This window comes from Laspinema palackyanum D2c (genome assembly GCF_025370875.1).
Classification (GTDB): Bacteria; Cyanobacteriota; Cyanobacteriia; order Cyanobacteriales; family Laspinemataceae; genus Laspinema; species Laspinema palackyanum.
Map to the genome: position 1 here is coordinate 37,338 of NZ_JAMXFD010000025.1, position 17,164 is coordinate 54,501.

Here is a 17,164-nt window from a genome sequence, read left to right on the forward strand (position 1 = left end):
TAATTTACCGCAATCGCTCCTAATAAACCTATAGCCGGGAAAATTAGTCTTCCTGTTTTCTCAAAGCAACTGTTCACATACGTTTACCCATTCTCTCAACCCTAAAGAGGATAACCATCATGCCTTTAGACGGTGCATATACCAACACCCAAGAAACTTTTGGAATCGATCCGCTGTTGAAAGGACTCGAAAAAGACCCGCTGTCCATGCCTCCAAGTAGCGGTGGGTATGAACCGGAAGACAAATTACCCCAAAATAGTGGTTTTGATAAGGACTTAGTTTCCAATCCAAACTTGTATTCAACGGGGATTAAATCGGATGAGCTTGGAACTTCTACGACTTCCATTTCGAGTGGAAAAGTAGAAGCATCAACCGTTGAGTCTGATGTAGATCCACTGACAAAAGAACCCCTTAAGGAAGAGGCAAATCCACTACCGGATGAAACAGATCCATTGGTTAATCCCCGTCCAAGTGCAGCAGTAGAGGAGGAAGTCCCATCAGAAACTACTGTGGATAGCGAGGGTGTGGATGAGGAGAATGATAGTAGCGTAGACGAACCCGTTGACGGTGATACTGATCGGGAAACCACTTCGTCGGTAGAATCCGATGATGAGAATGGGGTGACGGACGAGGGGGATGAGATTGCTGATAATGATTCCCTTTCCGTGACGAGTGAAACGGATGAGGCAACCGAGGAGGAGGCAGAAGTTACAACGGATGATACTGCCCATTCGACTGATGCCACAGTGACAGAAGAGACGGATGAGATTCTCGGTGATGATTCCTTTTCCGAGACCACGGGTGAGTCAGATATAGAGGTGGGTGACAATACTGCCTCAGTAACGGGTGAAATGGACGAGGATGCAGAAGTTGCAAGCGATGATGCTGGCGATTCCCAAACCGAGGCAGATGAAATAACGGCAACCGATGAAACAGTTTCTGATCGCGTGGGGGAAGAAGAAACTACCGCTGAAGATGTGGATGACGAGGAAAGCGATCGCACGGAAAATGACATCACTCAAGACCCTGATGAAGAAACCTCTTCTGAGTTAACCTCTACCGACGATACTGCCGGTGAAAATAATACTGTGGGAGAGACAGCAGAAATTGCTGACAGCGGCGATGAAGAAATTGAGACAGATGTAACCGGCGAAACGGAAGACAACGCTGCTGACGATGCTACTGCCACAGATGATGCAGCGGAAGATAGCGCAGATGTCGTTCTGGATGAAGCGATCGCCACTCCTAAAATTAACTTCGACATTGGTATCTTCAAAGTAGATGCAAGGGGTGAGGTTAGTATCGACTTCCTGTTTGATGGTGGTGCGTTTAGATCTCAAGTGGCGATCGTCAGTTTATCCGGAATGGAGGGATTAGATCCGAACTCCGTTGAATTTATCCGAGAAGCGGCAACTCGCGCTGCCAGCAAGAGCGAACTCGGACATATTGTTATTAATGATATCAGTGAAGGTGCCAAATTTACGGGTCGCTTGGGTGAAGGCAACTATAATTTCGGCACATACGAAGGCGTAAAAACCTTTATGATGCGTCCGGGGGATGAGTTTTTCCTGATGTTGGTGCCAAATGGGATGGTGCAGCAGGTGATAGATAATCCTACTGCTTCTGGTGGTATTCGTCCGTTATTTTCTGTTGCCACCGCTAACCCGGATGATGCGTATCATGCGGGACAAATTGCCGATTTGACTGGGGATGGGAGTGCTTTTGCCTGGGAAGATTTGCGCTTTGATCGCGGTACGGATAAAGATTACAACGATATCGTTTTACAAATACGAGGTGCCAAAGGTAAAGCCGCATTAATGGATGACGTGGTTGCGGAGGGTAAAGACTGGCGCAACACCGACATGGGACAGGCGTTGATCGAGTATGTGAAAGCGTACATCACGCCAGATGCACCAGATTTTGATAGTGCGATATCGGATTTGATTGGCGAACTGGAAGATTTGACTGCCGGTGAGGAAACGGATATCGAAACTGATTCTGGAGAAGAGGCGATCTCTAATGAGGAGATTGAAGATGCCATCGCTGACGGCAACAATCCTGAAACAGAAGAAACCGTAGATGAGATTGCCGATTCTAAAGTAGAAGATGCGATCGCCTCCGATGAGATTGAAGATACGATCGCCTCTGATGTTGTTGGTGATGAAGTAGAAGACGCGATCGCCTCCAATGATACCGTTGCTGAGGAAATCAACAATTCCAGCGCCTCGGATGATACTGTTGCCGATGATACTTCCGACACCCATCCTAATGAAACCGTAAATGAAGTTTCCGACACCGACACCGCGATCGCACCGGAAACCGAGGAAGTCGTTACCGATTCCCCTGAAGATTCATCCTCTGAATTAGTCGAATCGTCAGTGGAGGAAACTGATGCCACAACCGAAGTACCATCAGTAACAGCAGACCTCATTATTGATGAATCTGAAAGCATTGAGGAGTCCACAGAAAAAGACGATTCAGAAATCAACACTTTGGTTGAAGAAGTCGAAACCGAAGTCGAATCGTCAACCGAGACTAGCGAAACGACGGAATCCAGCCCTCAACCTGTCGCTACCGACTCTGCCGATAATTCCGAAACTGAAATTTTACCTGCTACTCCCGAAGTAGTTTCTAGCGACAATTCTGCAACACATGACACAGAAGTTGTAGAAACTACTTCCGAAACTGCCAGCGAGACGCCGGTTGTTAAAATTACTCCTGCTGATGTGGAGTCACAGAGTGGTAATTCAGATTTTGTTGCTACGAATGAGGAGGCGATCGCAACTGGTTCTCAAACAGCAGATAATTCTGCTGAAAATTCAGATAATACTGATGCAATTACTCCCATCACACAACTTGTTAATCCTGTCAATAGTCAACTCATTTCTCGGTTAGAAACCCTAACCCAAACGCTGAAAAAACAAGGAACGGATGCATTGGTTTCGGGTGTAACTTCAGTAACTCCGGCGCTTGTGGAACGGCTGGAAACGCTCACGGAAAGCTTGAAAAACCAGAACAATTCTCAGTCAGTGAGTACCAATACGACTGCATTGGTGTCGCGACTGGAAGAAATGGTCGTGCGATCGCTACCGCCTGCGATCGTTGCACCCGTGAAGGTACAGGTGGAACCTCCGAAAAAAAATCAACCCTTAGTCGGCGTTATCGATACCGAATTTAGTCCCGATAATCCCGATATCGATTACTCGCGGATTACCTGGGGAGAAGATCACGTTGATGGCGATAGCGACCCAACCTTAAACGCGGATGAAGGTAACCAACACGGCACGCACACTTTAGGAATCATTGCTGCCACACAAAACAACGGAATTGGTATTGATGGCATCAATAATACTGCACCAATTTGGGCAGGACGGGCGATCGGTTCTGGGAAATGGGCAGAATCATTAGTTGAGTTTGTAAATGCAGCACGGGAGTCCGGACAACCCAACGCAGTCGTTAACCTCAGCTTAGATCTGACTCAAACTAACCCTGATGGTAGCGTCACCACTCGTTATGAATTCACGCCACAAGAACGGGCCGCGATCGAATATGCGCGTCAGCATAACGTGATGATAGTTGTCGCGGCAGGAAATGATGGCGGAGTCATGTCGGCTTTGGGTCAATCTTCCCAGGAGTTTGACAATATTATTACCGTCGGTGCAGCAGAACGAATTAACGACGAAATTGCCTTATCCAAAGCCTATGATCGCAGTGGATATTCCAGCTACGGACGCGGTTTGGATATCATGGCTCCCGGCGGAACCCCTGACTTTCCCCAACTTTCCACCAGTGGCGATGGCGTTGGCACGATGGCAGGAACATCCGTTGCCACCGCCAAAGTAACGGGGGCAATTTCTCAAGTTTGGGCAGCCAATCCCAGCCTCAGCTATCGGCAAGTCATTGAGATTATCAAGGATACTGCCACTGATTTGAAAGACCCGAATTGGGATAGCGAAACGGGTACGGGGTTGCTGAATATGACAGCAGCAGTGATGTTAGCCAAAGCAACTACCGGAGAAGAATATGATGTATTACCGACACTAATTCCCGACAGTTGGAGTGGCGAAGGAAAGGTAACCCCTGGGGAACGTGCCAGCCAGACAATGGAAAACTTCCGATTGCGAGTTTGGCCCTCAGATGGCGTAAACCTGCGGAATAGTCCGAACTTCAGCGATCGGAGCCCCTATTCTCTTCCCCAGAATACTTGGCTTGACTTTGATGCTTGGACTTGGGGCAGTGTAAATATCGATCCAGTCAGCGGTGAACAGGATGCGTTGTACTACCGGACTTGGTACAACGGGAACACCTATTGGGTTCCCAGTATTTGGATTGATGGTTATCCGCCGAGTCGTCCCTCACTATTGCCACCCGCACAGCCACAGTCACAGCCAAACTTAAACAATACAGTGGGTTACGATGGCTCTTCAACCCATCAGACCTATATCAACACATTTAAGCGTAACGGTGCTTCCTCAGCTTTAGGTTCGCCCACGAATAACGTCCACCCTTGGGGTAACGGCTACATTCAAGACTTTGCTGGTGGATCTGAAAGTCTTGGGGGGATTATGAAATCGAACGCCAACGATAATTCCTACTGGGTTGGCAGCGATTTTTGGAATCAGTTCCTAGACGTAGCCGGTGCCGATGGAATTCTCGGTTATCCCACATCTGACCGTTATTCCACCAATGGCGGTGAGCGTCAAAACTTCCAAGGCGGTGCAATTATCAAGTCATCGAATGGGATTTTCCCATTATTTGGCGGGATTGGTGGTTACTATCTTGGCACTGAAGGTGGGGAGAGCGGACGATTAGGTTTTCCTACCAGTGGCGAAATCGGCATTGGCAACGGAGTTATCGTTCAGAACTTTGAAAATGGCCGCATTGTCTACGGGGATGGTCCAACTCGGACTGAGATTAATAGTCAACCACAACCCCAGCCACAACCCCAGCCACAACCACAACCTTCTGGTCGTCCTTATATTATTCAGTCTGAAGATACACTCTCAGCGATCGCCCTGCGAGAACTGGGCGATGCTAACCGTTGGCGGGAAATTAAAAAAGCTGATGGTAGCACCTTTACCGAAACCGAGGCGCTCTATCTCCAAATTGGGCAAGTCGTCTACCTTCCAGAAGGTAGCACGCAACCGCAACCGCAACCACAACCGCAACCACAACCACAACCCCAGCCTCAACCCCAACCACAGCCTCAAGTTCCGATTAACTCCTCTTCCGATAACTATCGTGAGGGGTCAGTCAACCCCTTTGCCTACCATTACCAAGGTCAATGTACTTGGTTTGCCTATGGTCGGATGTTAGAAACTGGGTTGCTACCTGCTGGGGCTAAGACGAACGGCTTGTTCCTGGGTCATGCTTATGAGTGGGAGCAAGATGCGATCAATGTAGGTCTGCCCGTGACCTCCACGCCCACTGCTGGAGCGCGAGGGCTGGTGGTTTGGCCTCCTGGCGTTCAAGATGGTCATCCACAATACGGCCACGTCGCTTTCTTAGAAGAAGTTTACCCCGATGGTCGAATTCGGATTTCTGAGTCGAACTGGGCGGGTCAGGGTATTGGCGATCGTATTTTGACCCCCGCACAATACAATGGTTTGCGCTTTGTGCAACTGGAAAATGCCCTGGCTGATTTCAGTAATTATGCGCCTCCAGGACAACCGGGGCAAAGTCGGCAATATGTAGTCAAGTTAGATGACACCCTGTGGGAAATTGCCCAACGAGAACTCCGCGATGGCAATCGCTGGCGAGAGATTATGAAAACTCCCACTGGCGGAACATTTAGCGAAGCTGAAGCCCAACAGATTTATCCCGGAATGTCGGTGTATCTGCCAGTGAGCTATGAACCTGGGACGGGTAATCCGGTGACACCCACTCCAGCACCCGGAACACCTGCCAATACAGTGAGCGAAGCAGGTTTGAGGTTTATTGCCCAACATGAAGGACTCCGACTAAATCTGTACAACGACCCTGCCGGTCACTGCACGATTGGAGTTGGTCATTTGGTACACTACGGCAATTGTAATGGCAGCGAACCCGCAGAGTTTCGCGCTGGCCTCAGCGAAGAGCGTGCCTATGAATTGCTCCGCTCTGATGTGAATGTAGCGGTGCAGGCTGTGAAAAGCTTGGTTAAAGTACCGCTAAACCAGCAACAGTTTGACGCCCTGGTGAGTTTTACATTCAACCTGGGTGCAGGAAATCTCCAACAATCTGCGTTATTAGAACGACTCAATGCGGGCGAGTACAGTGCAGTGCCCTATGAACTGAGCCGGTGGGTGTATGGTGGCGGCGTTAAGTTGCCAGGTTTGGTGCGACGTCGGAATGAGGAGGGCATCCTCTTCCGAGATGGAATTTATACGGGAGTTGCTAATCCGCCTGCAACTGTAACCCCTCCTCCGAGTTCCACACCAAGTTCAACTAGCAATATTAAGTGGGCGAATTTCGAGGGCACTGTAGGGCCATCTATCGGCGTGAATTTGCGGCATAGTCCTCGGTTTAGTGATCGCAGTCAGTGGAGTGAACCCAATGGCCAACTTTTAGAATTTGATGCTTGGACATACGGCGAAGTTGACACCGATATGTGGACAGGACAAGCAGACAATCGCTGGTTCAAGATTAAGGGGAAAGACTTGTGGGTTCCGAGTGCTTATATTTGGGGTAATCCGCCGAATTCTGACATGAATACTGGAGATAATTCACATGGTGATATTGTTATTACCCCAGACCCTGATTATAATTCTCCAGAAGATCCCGTGATACCTGTTCCAACATTATCAATTTCCTATGTCGGTAATGCTGAAGATGGTTCTTCTGTCGTGTTTCGCAACCAATCTATTGAGGTATCTGGAACTTCTAGTACACCAAAACTAGAGTTTTATATCGGGAATCAGAAAATTGGTGGGACTTTAGATTACTTCACTGATGGTAGCTTTAAGGCAAAACTCAATCTTACTGATAATATGCAGCTAGGTTACTATTCTGTTGATGTATCTGTCGAGCAATCATCTGGCGTGACCACTAAAGTTAATAGTGGCTTTTCTATCAACTTGGTTGAGAATGACTGGAATAAGCACTATATAGGCCAAACAACTGGAGGAGATAACCGCTATATCATTTTTGAGCGTACCAATAGCCCCGGCTACATTGAAAATCAGAACACTTGGGTTGTTATACATGGGTGGGATGGTGAAGCTGGACAGTTCAAAAACCTAGCCAGTGCTATTGAGGAATACGATGGATATCAGGTTGGAGATCAAGTTCTTACCCTAGACTGGGATGCAGCCAGGACGAGTGGTGACAATAAATTGAAGGGGTTTGTGGATAACCTCCATGATGCCTCAAGTTGGATTGAGACAGTTGCTAAATTTACTGCGAACACTCTTAAATCTTGGGGAATCTCAGGGAGCAACTTAAATCTGGTGGGACACAGCCTTGGAGCCTATGTTTCTTATGAAATTTCTGAGGAACTTGGAGGTATAAGTAAATTGGTTGCATTGGCTCCTGCTTCAACAACTACTGGAGGATATCCAAACCGCCCAAATGTGGATTTTAGTAAATATTCTCAGTGGTCTTGGGGATTTTATCACAATTCAACAACTGATAATGCAGAGCAGGCTAAGACAGCTCATGAGTCCTTTAAGGTAGATTTCGATTTTGCCAATGTCAATGAAGGACATGGAGCTATCAAAAATCTTTGGGAAAATATGCTGAAAAACAAGAATGGATCGGTAAGTCAATACTTTGGGCTTGACGACATAAATTCTAATGGTAAATTTTGGTATATAGATACTCCAGGTATGGGTTCTGACTGGGAAGCCAAAATTGAATCAATAGATACCAAGGGTTTGGGATCTAAAGATTCCCACTGGGTTCCGGCTGAAGGTGGATTAAAAGAAATGTAAAAAGAGGAGATCCCCCTTTGATTTCTTGTTATACAATGAGCGCCTTTTTCCCCATAGAGCAATCGCCTTTTTTCCCAGAAATGCGATTGCTTTTTTCCACAGAGGGACCGCTTTTTTATTACAGAAATGGGTTCGCTTTTTCCCAGAAAAAGATCGCCTTTTTCCCCACAGAGCAATCTCCTCTCCCAAACCTCATTAACCTCAAACATCAGACCAACTCCTTTTCCGCCCTCTGGCAATCGGTATAACCCATACAGAAGCTCATGCCATGTCACCGATGCAATCGCAGATTCTTCCAGGTTTTGTCGAAACCGCACCAAAAAAATATCGCTCGGCTGTAGTTTCATACTTTCCGAGATGATGTTGGTATCCAGGAGAAATTTCACACTCATCACGAGCGAGGTTGTTCGGGAGTTGGGGTGCGATCGCGAACATCGGCAAAGATTTCGTCACTATCTAAGTCAATTCCCTCTGAAAGGATTCTGGCACGAAAAGCATCAAAAGCTTCTATTGCTCCCTCAGATTTAGCCGAACTAATTTTGGCGAGCGGTTGGTCGGCTTGAAAAATCACAAAACTTTCTCCAGCTTGGGCGCGTTGAAGATAGTTCATCAAATTTTGATTAACTTCTTCTAAAGTAATTTTATTCATCAACTAACCTCCCGACAAAATTCTACGACTGCTTTAGTCCAGTTATATCCTAATTTCAGGCGAAACAACCGCTCGGCAAGACGTTTACCACCCAAAACACTCCAACTGCAATTACTTCCTAATCTTTATTCCCCCTATTGTCTGAGAATGACTGCGTTGGTCCTGGGGCCGTAAGTAGGTCCGACAAGCTTTTCAGGCGATCGCTACAACTCTTTTACCTGACTGCCCTCGGTCCAAAAGTCTTACTCGCTCACCAATTTCAGACTTACTTATAGGCGATCGCGGGCGATGGCACTGAAGCTTGTTTTTCCGGGGTCAGATAAGGGAGGTTAATTGAGTGGTGATTGATTGAGTGGTGGTTGAGTGGCGATCGCTTTGACGGAGGGAACACCACCCCCAGCTATAATAAGGTGCAATCCCTGGTTTAGATTTGCGTTTAAGCACTTTTATCTTGATTCTATAAGGGTTTCATGCGCAACGGGCTGATTTTATCGATTTGCTTTAAAGCACTACCGACAACTTCATCAAGCGCATCCAGTTCACGTTCAGTCCAGGCTCCAGCAATATTATCGGGTTAGAGCCACCAACTTCACCAACATGACAATTTCTCCAGCCGAGCCCCATTCTGCGCGCATAAAAGCTCATTGCTCATAACCGCTCATAACCGCTCATAACCATAGAGCTGTCCCGGCTGTCCTGTCCTGGTGGCCCCCGCTACTCGTTCTGACATTGGCAACCCCTCCTGTCACTCAACCCCCAACCGTTTCATCCATAGTCACTGGTCCATGTTCACCCAATCCATATCAGTCTGGAGCCAGTCCATACTCAGTGATGGCGGGTCCATCCACTGCATTCATGGGTCCATACACTGGTCCACTAAGATTCTGGTCCATTAAATCTCTATAACAGTATCAAGGGTTTAGTGGACCGGCATAACAACTCCGACCACGGACAGTAAAAAGGTTGATTTCTGAAATGCTTACAGAATAAGGGTTCTGGGATTGTTTGACTCATAATAATCCCTCTGCCACGTTTAATTAATCCACTTATCACCTGTCCTTGCCGGTCCTGGACAATAGGTAGAGCAAGTCCCAGTCTGATAATCAGTCTGAGTACCCTCCTCCCTCTCTATAATCTGAGTATGCCCCTTGTCTGACTCTCTTTTTCCACCAACCTAAACCTGAATCAAAACCAGAAACCAGAAACAGAAACAGAAACAGAAACAGAAACAGGTTTTCTTGAACAGTTATAGTAGAGTTGGAAAAAGACGGAATGAACACGCACGCCCTCGGAGAAACAGATTAAACACGATTATGGGAATGTTGGGGAAAAGTAGTTCAAATTTAGTTCAAGATTTTTCAGGTAAGCTAAAAATGCTGATATATCAAGGGTTTAACGCTATGGAACCGCTGCTGAAAATCCTCGTGTCACGAGTTCAAGTCTCGTTCCTGGCATCTCAAAGCGCTGAAATCCTTACATTGTAAAGGGTTCAGCGCTTTTTACTATTGAGGGAAAGAACCCTACATAAAGTCCCTCGAATAGATGCCTCAGACCCTTCCCCGAAGGCTCCCTAATCACCACCCGAGAAGAACCTCACGCTAAAATTCAAGCCATCACGCTGGAAATGATGCCAGAACGATTAAGCTAGAGGATGAACCGGATATGAGTGACAACTACAGAATTTATCTCGATGCTTGCTGTCTGAATCGTCCGTTTGACAACCAAACCCAGACTCGCATTGCTTTAGAAACCCAAGCTATCCTTGCTATCTTGATCCAATGCCAATCCGGACAATGGCAACTGATCACCAGTGCTGCCTTAGATGGAGAACTCGAGCAAACTCCCGATTTGGAAAAACGCAAGAATGTCAAGGCAATCCTGAGACTTGCTAAAATTAAGGCGATCGCCAGCCAATCCATAAACAACCGTTCGATAGAACTTGTCAAATTAGGCTTCTCCAGCTACGATGCCATCCACCTTGCCAGTGCCGAACAAAGTCGGGCTAATATATTTTTATCCACTGATGACCGGCTGCTCAAGAAAGCCAAAAGAAACATTCAGCTAATCCATGTACCCGTTGACAATCCCGTTCAATGGCTACTGAACGTTACCTACTAACCCTGAACAGAACAATGACCAAAACTCAGCAAGAAATTATCCAAAAAGGATATCAAGCCTTAATCGATTCATTAGGAGTCGTCGATACCATTCGGTTCATTCAATACTTTAGCCCGGGTCATGGTGACTATACCCAAGAGCGCCATCAATGGCTGGAAAAAATGTCATTAAATGATATGTTCCTCGCCATGAAACAATCCGAACAAAACGATAATAATCAATATGATGAAATCATCGGAGATGAGGAGTAAAGGATATTCAGAAAAAAATTGATGAATTTAGCACTGCCCTATCTCCCTCCACAGGAAGGGTGATGATTTCCGGGCTGAAAGTTCCCAGACGTCAGCACCCACCATGCCTACAGGAGGGAACCATAGAAAGAGAGTTCGCGGGTTGCCTCCTGTGCCATCTGATGACGCAGCGACAGGGGTAAAATCACCTCTCCATTCGGTCGCCAGGACCGTAAGCGCATTCGGACATTAATATCCCCCTCGCGAATCCAGGCTTGATAATAGGCATCGGTCTCACTGCGGTTTGCTAAAACTTGCAAGGCTGCCTTGCGATCGCCCTCATCCTGCACCTGCCGCCTCACTAACTCCCCTAATGAGTCATACGCCACCGGCTCAAACGTCCCATGACGCACCGTCCCCTCCACATAACGACGGGCAAAATCCCCAGGAAAGCGCAACAACAGCAACTTCCGCGATAAATAAAAATTAAACCCCCAAGCCGACTCTAACTCCCCTTCCACCTCCTCGGAAGTGGGTAAATCCCCCTGCCGTCGCATCTCCCGCAACACCTTCGGCACCTGGGGGTCACCCCAAGCTAACACCGTGAGTTTGGGGGAAGTGATTCGGTCTAAGCGATAATTGTGCCAACCCATCTCCCCTTCCGGTGTTTCTCCCCAAGCGCTGAGATACTTAGCGCGACGCACATAATGTAAGCAGACGGGATAAGTGCTGAACGGGACAATCCCCCCTTGGGCCAACTCATACTCAAACTGGACCACTCCCGAAGAGGAAGTGCGCCACAGTTGTTCCAGTTGGTCTTGATAGGTGTCTACCTGTTCTTGCACCTCGGGAGAGAGGATGTAATCCAGGTGGATGAAAATGCGCCGTTGTCCTCTGTTTTCCGTAGGTTCTGCCGGTTTTGCATCGGAGGCGACTTGTTCCCATAAGGATTGGATTAGCACTTCTAAATTGGGCTGAATGAAGGCAATATCTTCCAGTAAGGGCAACAATTCCCGGACTTGGGAGAGGGGTAACAAAGCTGCATCCGCTTGAGGGGCGATCGCCCGTTGTAAAGCAGGCAGACTCGGCAATTCTTGCAGGGAGATACAGTGATATTTTCCTCGGGATACAGACTCCAACCAGCCGAGTTCCGCCAGTTGCTTCAAATCATCGCGAATCGAACGGTGCACCGTGGTAAATGGCGCTTGCTGCATCATGAATTCTAGTTCCTCCGATGCCAACCCACTCAAGTGGATGACATCCGGCATCCAAGACTCCAGGGACTGTTCGGCAGTTAACAGCAATTCGGTGACGGTTCGGTGACAAATACAGCCGCCATCGGTGCATTGGTATTCCAATTGTTCTGCCGTCAATAGGTCACTTTTGCCGTGAGTCGGCGCAAACAGGCGATCGCGCAGGTGGGGATAACCAAAAGGCTGAGGCAAGTCCATCGCCCAAGGGGACCTCTCTCCATACAGCTTGGTCAATAAGACCCACAACCGCAGCGATCGCAACAACCGATTCCCAAGCTGACCCCCCGCCAACCACTGCAAAATATCCGGACTGGGTGGATAAGTAAAACGACTGCTCATTTATGGAAGACCCATTACCCATACGGAGGCTACACTACCACAGCATTATTCAATATTTACGGGGGATGGGCGGGAGAAGGGGTGGCAGCATAGGTAAAAAAATTATTGTCAAATGGTTACTGGAGGTCCTAGTCATCCAATAAGCATTTGACTGCTTCAGTTTTGAGTCCCCTTGCGGGGAAGGTGTTGAAAGTTGAAACTGATTTAAGGATTCGGTTAACCGAAGAAAGCGAGTTTCAATCCCCTGTCGGGTGTAATATCCTAGCTTTATCCAATATTCCTACAAATTATAGAGCTTTTTCTTCCACAAGTCAAGGGGGATGGGCTAGAATATGAGAATCATTAATTATGAGGTATCTGATGAAAAGACGAGATAAGCCCCACCCCCCCCTAACTTGCCCAACTGATTTAAGTATTCCTGGTAACCGAAGATTAGCGAATTTACAAGAGAAGAACGACAAAATGACCTACATTGATTTTCACTTCACGACTTTAGATCAACAACCCAATAGCTTCAATAGCTTCATGCTGGGTTATGCCAGTACCGAACCTCCGCTTAACCCGCCCTATACCTTCTTAAGTGAGCCGGTTAAACAAATTGATACGGATTCGCTGATGAGCCTCTCTTCACCACAAGCAAAGGGATTCCCTGATACTCAGATCTCTGGTAGCACTGAACAGGTATCCCCCTTTGTCCAAATTTTGACTCGTCTAATCGATGCGTTGAGTCCCAAGCTCAACATTTTATTTGAATTGAAGCACAAAGATTTAGAGTTGCGCTTCCAGGCCACATCTAAATAGATCCCCTCTAAAAAGTTTTGGTTATACCTCTGGTGGGACTTCCCCCGGTGGCGTAGTCAAAACTTTTCATGCTTCAGTTTTTAACTGAGTAATAGGGATGTACTGGCGCACTTACAATCACGATCTTACCCTCTATTCAGGATAAGCTGTATCAGTTTGTCCAAAATGGGGAAAGCCTAATTTACGGCTTTCCCCTATACATATATATAGGGGATCTAAAGGATTTGGATGATTTTTGGGCTAGTTATTGCCCCAAAACCACTAATTTTGACTAGCTATAACACTAACAATCAGTAGATATCGTAATATAGCTCAATTAATTGGTGGCCAGCACGTGACTCCCCTAACTCCTGCACCTATAACTACCCTTAAACTATGTCAACAGAATCCACAACCGATTCCCAAGCTGACCCCCCGCCAACCACTGCAAAATATCCGGACTGGGTGGATAAGTAAAACGACTGCTCATTTATAGAAGACCCCTCTTCAATGCTCATGCTATAGTAACACAGAGTCCAAATTCAGCAAAACCCCATGAAAGAAACCGGCATCCACCTGGAAATCAGTCAGCAAAAAACTCCCAGTGGGTTGAAATATCAACAGTTAACCATAGAATTGACCCGCAGCGATCGCGTGATTTATCCCCCAGAACTCAGCAGATTAGAGTTACCCAACGGCATCGATACTACCCAAGGCATAGTCATTAACGGACGTGCTCCCATCTGGCTTTATGGCTACTTAATCCACGAACTCCACCCGACAGCATGGGTTGCCTGTAACGACCCCAGACTCGGTGCTGTCGTGGTTGCCACTCATTCTAAAACCGTCAAAATCGGTCAAGTGATTCCCTTAGAAGAACGGGGGGATGGGTTAAATCCAGCCTTACTAATCGTTGGACCACCGGACAGTGGTAAAAGTGTTTTATCTCATGCTTTATTTCAATCTGTCATCGAAAGTGACCCGAATATCTATCTGCAACGGGCCAACTGGGATGGAGAAGGGAACTATGTTTTAGAACTGTCCGGAGATACTGACCCGGAGATATTTAAAGCGGCGAATAAGGGGGGATTAACTCCTGAGTTTTTTCCCTATCACGCTCAAGCAATTCTGGAACTTAGACGTAAGAAAAATTTAACAATTGTGGATGTCGGAGGTATGGTACAACCAGAGAAGCAGCCGATATTAGAAGCTTGTACACATTATTTGATTATTAGTTCCAAACCCGAGGCAGTGGAACCGTGGCACGAATTTTGTCGCGATCGGGGAAATTTAATTCCGGTTGCCGTTATTCACAGCCGTTTAGAACCATGCGAAACTATTCATCAAGAGCAACCTTATTTAGAAATCACCTGCGGTCCCTGGGTACGGGGTGGTGCCACAGGAGTTCCGGAGGTGTTATTGGAACGGGTTAAGGCATTGCTTGGTTCTTCCCTATAGGTGTTAGAGAGTTTTCTCTATGATTTTTGTTGACTGATATTCCTTAATATAGAGTAGTTATGACCTCGCTTTCTCATGCACAAGCGTTATCCGTTGCCCAAGAAGCCGTTTTACTACTAGGACGCTGGGCCGGTGCTTCTCCGTCAATACCAACCGCAACTGCTGATTCTAAAGCGGTTACCCAAGCAAAAGATCTTTTAAAATGGCCCCAGGATAGTCGGTCCAACCTAGAACAACAGGTTAAGCCTTTGCGTTTGCTGTTTGATGATGTTAATTTGTCAAATGGTCAAGGGTCAAAAAACCACTACTGGCCGGTTGGTTACATTAAAGATCATGACAGTTATCCCCCTATTCCCTATCCGCAGCCCAATGCTGACGACTTAGACCCAATTAAACCTCCTATTCAACAGGCGATCGCCAGTTTACAGCCAGACGAGTGGAACAATCTCTCGTTATTGATGCTGATTTTAGAAAAATTTGGCTCTTATGTTAGTTTTGGAGAGCAAGATAATGTTTCGCTACTCGATTTGACCCGAACTACGGCAGCGGTGGCGGCGGCACTGGCGAACCAACCGGATGCTAAATGTTTAACGTTGATTGCGGGCGATTTATCGGGGATTCAAAAATTTATCTACACCATTTCTTCCGATGGAGCCTTAAAATCCCTCCGTGCTCGCAGTTTTTATCTGGAACTGGTGACGCAAGAGGTGGTAGAGCAACTGTTGTCAGCATTGGATCTGCCCCGGACTAATGTGATTTATGCGGGTGGCGGTAACTTGTATTTGCTTGCGCCGGGGGATGAGGGGACAATCGTTCAAAACAAGATTGCCCAAGTCCGCGATCGCTTTAATGAATGGTTGCGAAAAACATTTCAAGGCAAAATCTTTTTAGCCCTGGATTGCTTGCCATTTGCCACCGAGGACGTGGGAACGCCAGAATTTGCCAAAGCATGGGAAAAGGCGACTAAAAAATTGGCCGGACAAAAGTCTCGGAAGTTTCAGAGTCAAATTTCTGAACTGGTTAAACCGAAACCCGCTTACGAACCTTGTCGCGTATGCTATCGCGATGATCTTCCTCTTCCGAGTCTTGAACCGTTAAATAATCAGGAAGCAGATTCTTGTTTGGCCTGTTGGATGTGTCGGACCATGTTTGACCTGGGGGCCAAATTATTTAAAGTGGAGGCGATCGCCCGTTCCAAACAGTCCACCATTAAAGGAGCTCAAGACCGATTGAGCATTGGGGGAACCTTTTATTACTTATTTGAAGAATGGAAAACCGCCAACGCTATAGCGAATGAGGATTCTACCTTATTTTTAGTCAATGACTGGACCCTTGAACCCTACCGCACTGGCAACGCAGTCCCCCTACTGCTGGGAAATTACGGACAGCGCTGTCCAGAATCCGGCCCTGATCATGCTCAACCCCAATTTATGAATGCCCGCGAAATGGCGGCAGCAGCCCAGGGTATTAAAAGAGTGGCCTCTTTGCGAATGGATGTAGACAATTTAGGCAAGATATTTGCCAAAGGGTTGGGGTCAAATCAAACCTTACCCCCACTTGCCGGACTCTCCCGCCAAATGAGTTATTTCTTTAAAGTTTACTTAAACAGTTTGGCAAAGAATAGGCAGGATAATTTACCGGCTAAAGCTAAAACACTGTCTGATGATTCTCGTCAAAATCTACTCTTTATCTATGCAGGAGGTGATGATTTATTTGTGAGTGGTACTTGGAATGAAGTCGTAGAATTTGCCTTTGATATTTACCAATCTTTCCGAGCCTATACGGGGTACAATACAGATATTACTTTATCAGGAGGCATCAGCATTGATGGGGCTAAATTCCCCCTGTATCAAGCGGCGGAGGCTTCCGGTGACTCCGAAAAGGCGGCTAAAAACAACGGTCGAGATAGCTTGGGTTTATTTGAGCAAGTGTTTAAATGGGATGAATGGCTAGGCTCTACTTCCCCATCGGTGGCTGACTCAGACGCTCGGGAATGTCTTAAATCTGCAGAATATCCGCCAATCCTGGGAATTTTCCCACTGATTGAACAACTGGAAAAGCAGCAGATTGAAACCAATTATGCTCGTAGTTTTGTTCGCAGTTTGCTGGCAACGGCTCAGATGCAAGACCAAATGATTAAGGAGATGGAAAATAAGCGGAAGACTCTAATACATGAGAAAGAACCCAAGCAGTATATTGATTACTATGAGAAAGAAATCAAGCATGATATTCGCTACTACTTACACTTACCGCGCATGGCATATACCTTAGCTCGATTGCCTCAACGAGTCAGGGAGCATCCGGAATTTGCTCCGGTGCGGAAGTCTCTTAATAATCCTTATAATGCGCCTTATTTTCGGGCGATCGCAACTTGGCTAGAACTGTTAAACCGCTCTCAATCTCAATCTAATGACTAACTCTGGAAGA

Annotated in this window: 8 protein-coding genes; 6 read left to right on the forward strand and 2 right to left on the reverse strand. The window is 46.8% G+C overall.

Annotated elements, in window-relative coordinates:
- Positions 1–119 precede the first annotated feature (119 nt).
- The gene (locus NG795_RS22220) at positions 120–7,910 is read left to right on the forward strand and encodes a glycoside hydrolase family protein (RefSeq protein ID WP_367290822.1); all 7,791 of its coding nucleotides are present in this window, start codon (positions 120–122) and stop codon (positions 7,908–7,910) included.
- 391 nt (positions 7,911–8,301) lie between these two features.
- Here NG795_RS22220 and NG795_RS22225 read toward each other — a convergent pair whose 3' ends face one another.
- A complete protein-coding gene (locus NG795_RS22225) occupies positions 8,302–8,559 on the reverse strand; it encodes a prevent-host-death protein (protein ID WP_367290823.1) in 258 nt (85 codons plus the stop codon).
- A gap of 1,662 nt (positions 8,560–10,221) precedes the next feature.
- On the opposite strand from NG795_RS22225, the gene NG795_RS22230 reads away from it, so the two are divergent.
- Together NG795_RS22230 and NG795_RS22235 are read left to right on the forward strand one after the other, a co-directional pair.
- The gene (locus NG795_RS22230) at positions 10,222–10,677 is read left to right on the forward strand and encodes a PIN domain-containing protein (RefSeq protein ID WP_367290824.1); all 456 of its coding nucleotides are present in this window, start codon (positions 10,222–10,224) and stop codon (positions 10,675–10,677) included.
- A 14-nt stretch (positions 10,678–10,691) separates the two neighbouring features.
- Complete coding sequence (locus tag NG795_RS22235; RefSeq protein WP_367290825.1) at positions 10,692–10,928, forward strand: hypothetical protein; 237 nt, start codon at positions 10,692–10,694, stop codon at positions 10,926–10,928.
- Positions 10,929–11,035: 107 nt separating this feature from the next.
- Here NG795_RS22235 and NG795_RS22240 read toward each other — a convergent pair whose 3' ends face one another.
- On the reverse strand, positions 11,036–12,499 hold the full coding sequence (locus NG795_RS22240) for a TIGR03985 family CRISPR-associated protein (RefSeq protein WP_367290826.1): 1,464 nt from the start codon (positions 12,497–12,499) through the stop codon (positions 11,036–11,038).
- A gap of 462 nt (positions 12,500–12,961) precedes the next feature.
- Here NG795_RS22240 and NG795_RS22245 point away from each other — a divergent pair, with 462 nt between their 5' ends.
- The 3 genes from NG795_RS22245 to cas10 all read left to right on the forward strand — a co-directional run bounded on the left by NG795_RS22245 (position 12,962) and on the right by cas10 (position 17,154).
- Positions 12,962–13,300: a hypothetical protein gene (locus NG795_RS22245; protein WP_367290827.1), complete on the forward strand. Its 339-nt coding sequence runs from the start codon at positions 12,962–12,964 to the stop codon at positions 13,298–13,300.
- 534 nt (positions 13,301–13,834) lie between these two features.
- A complete protein-coding gene (gene crn3, locus NG795_RS22250) occupies positions 13,835–14,737 on the forward strand; it encodes a CRISPR-associated ring nuclease Crn3/Csx3 (protein WP_367290828.1) in 903 nt (300 codons plus the stop codon).
- Positions 14,738–14,796: 59 nt separating this feature from the next.
- Complete coding sequence (gene cas10, locus NG795_RS22255; RefSeq protein ID WP_367290829.1) at positions 14,797–17,154, forward strand: type III-A CRISPR-associated protein Cas10/Csm1; 2,358 nt, start codon at positions 14,797–14,799, stop codon at positions 17,152–17,154.
- The last annotated feature ends 10 nt before the right edge of the window (positions 17,155–17,164 follow it).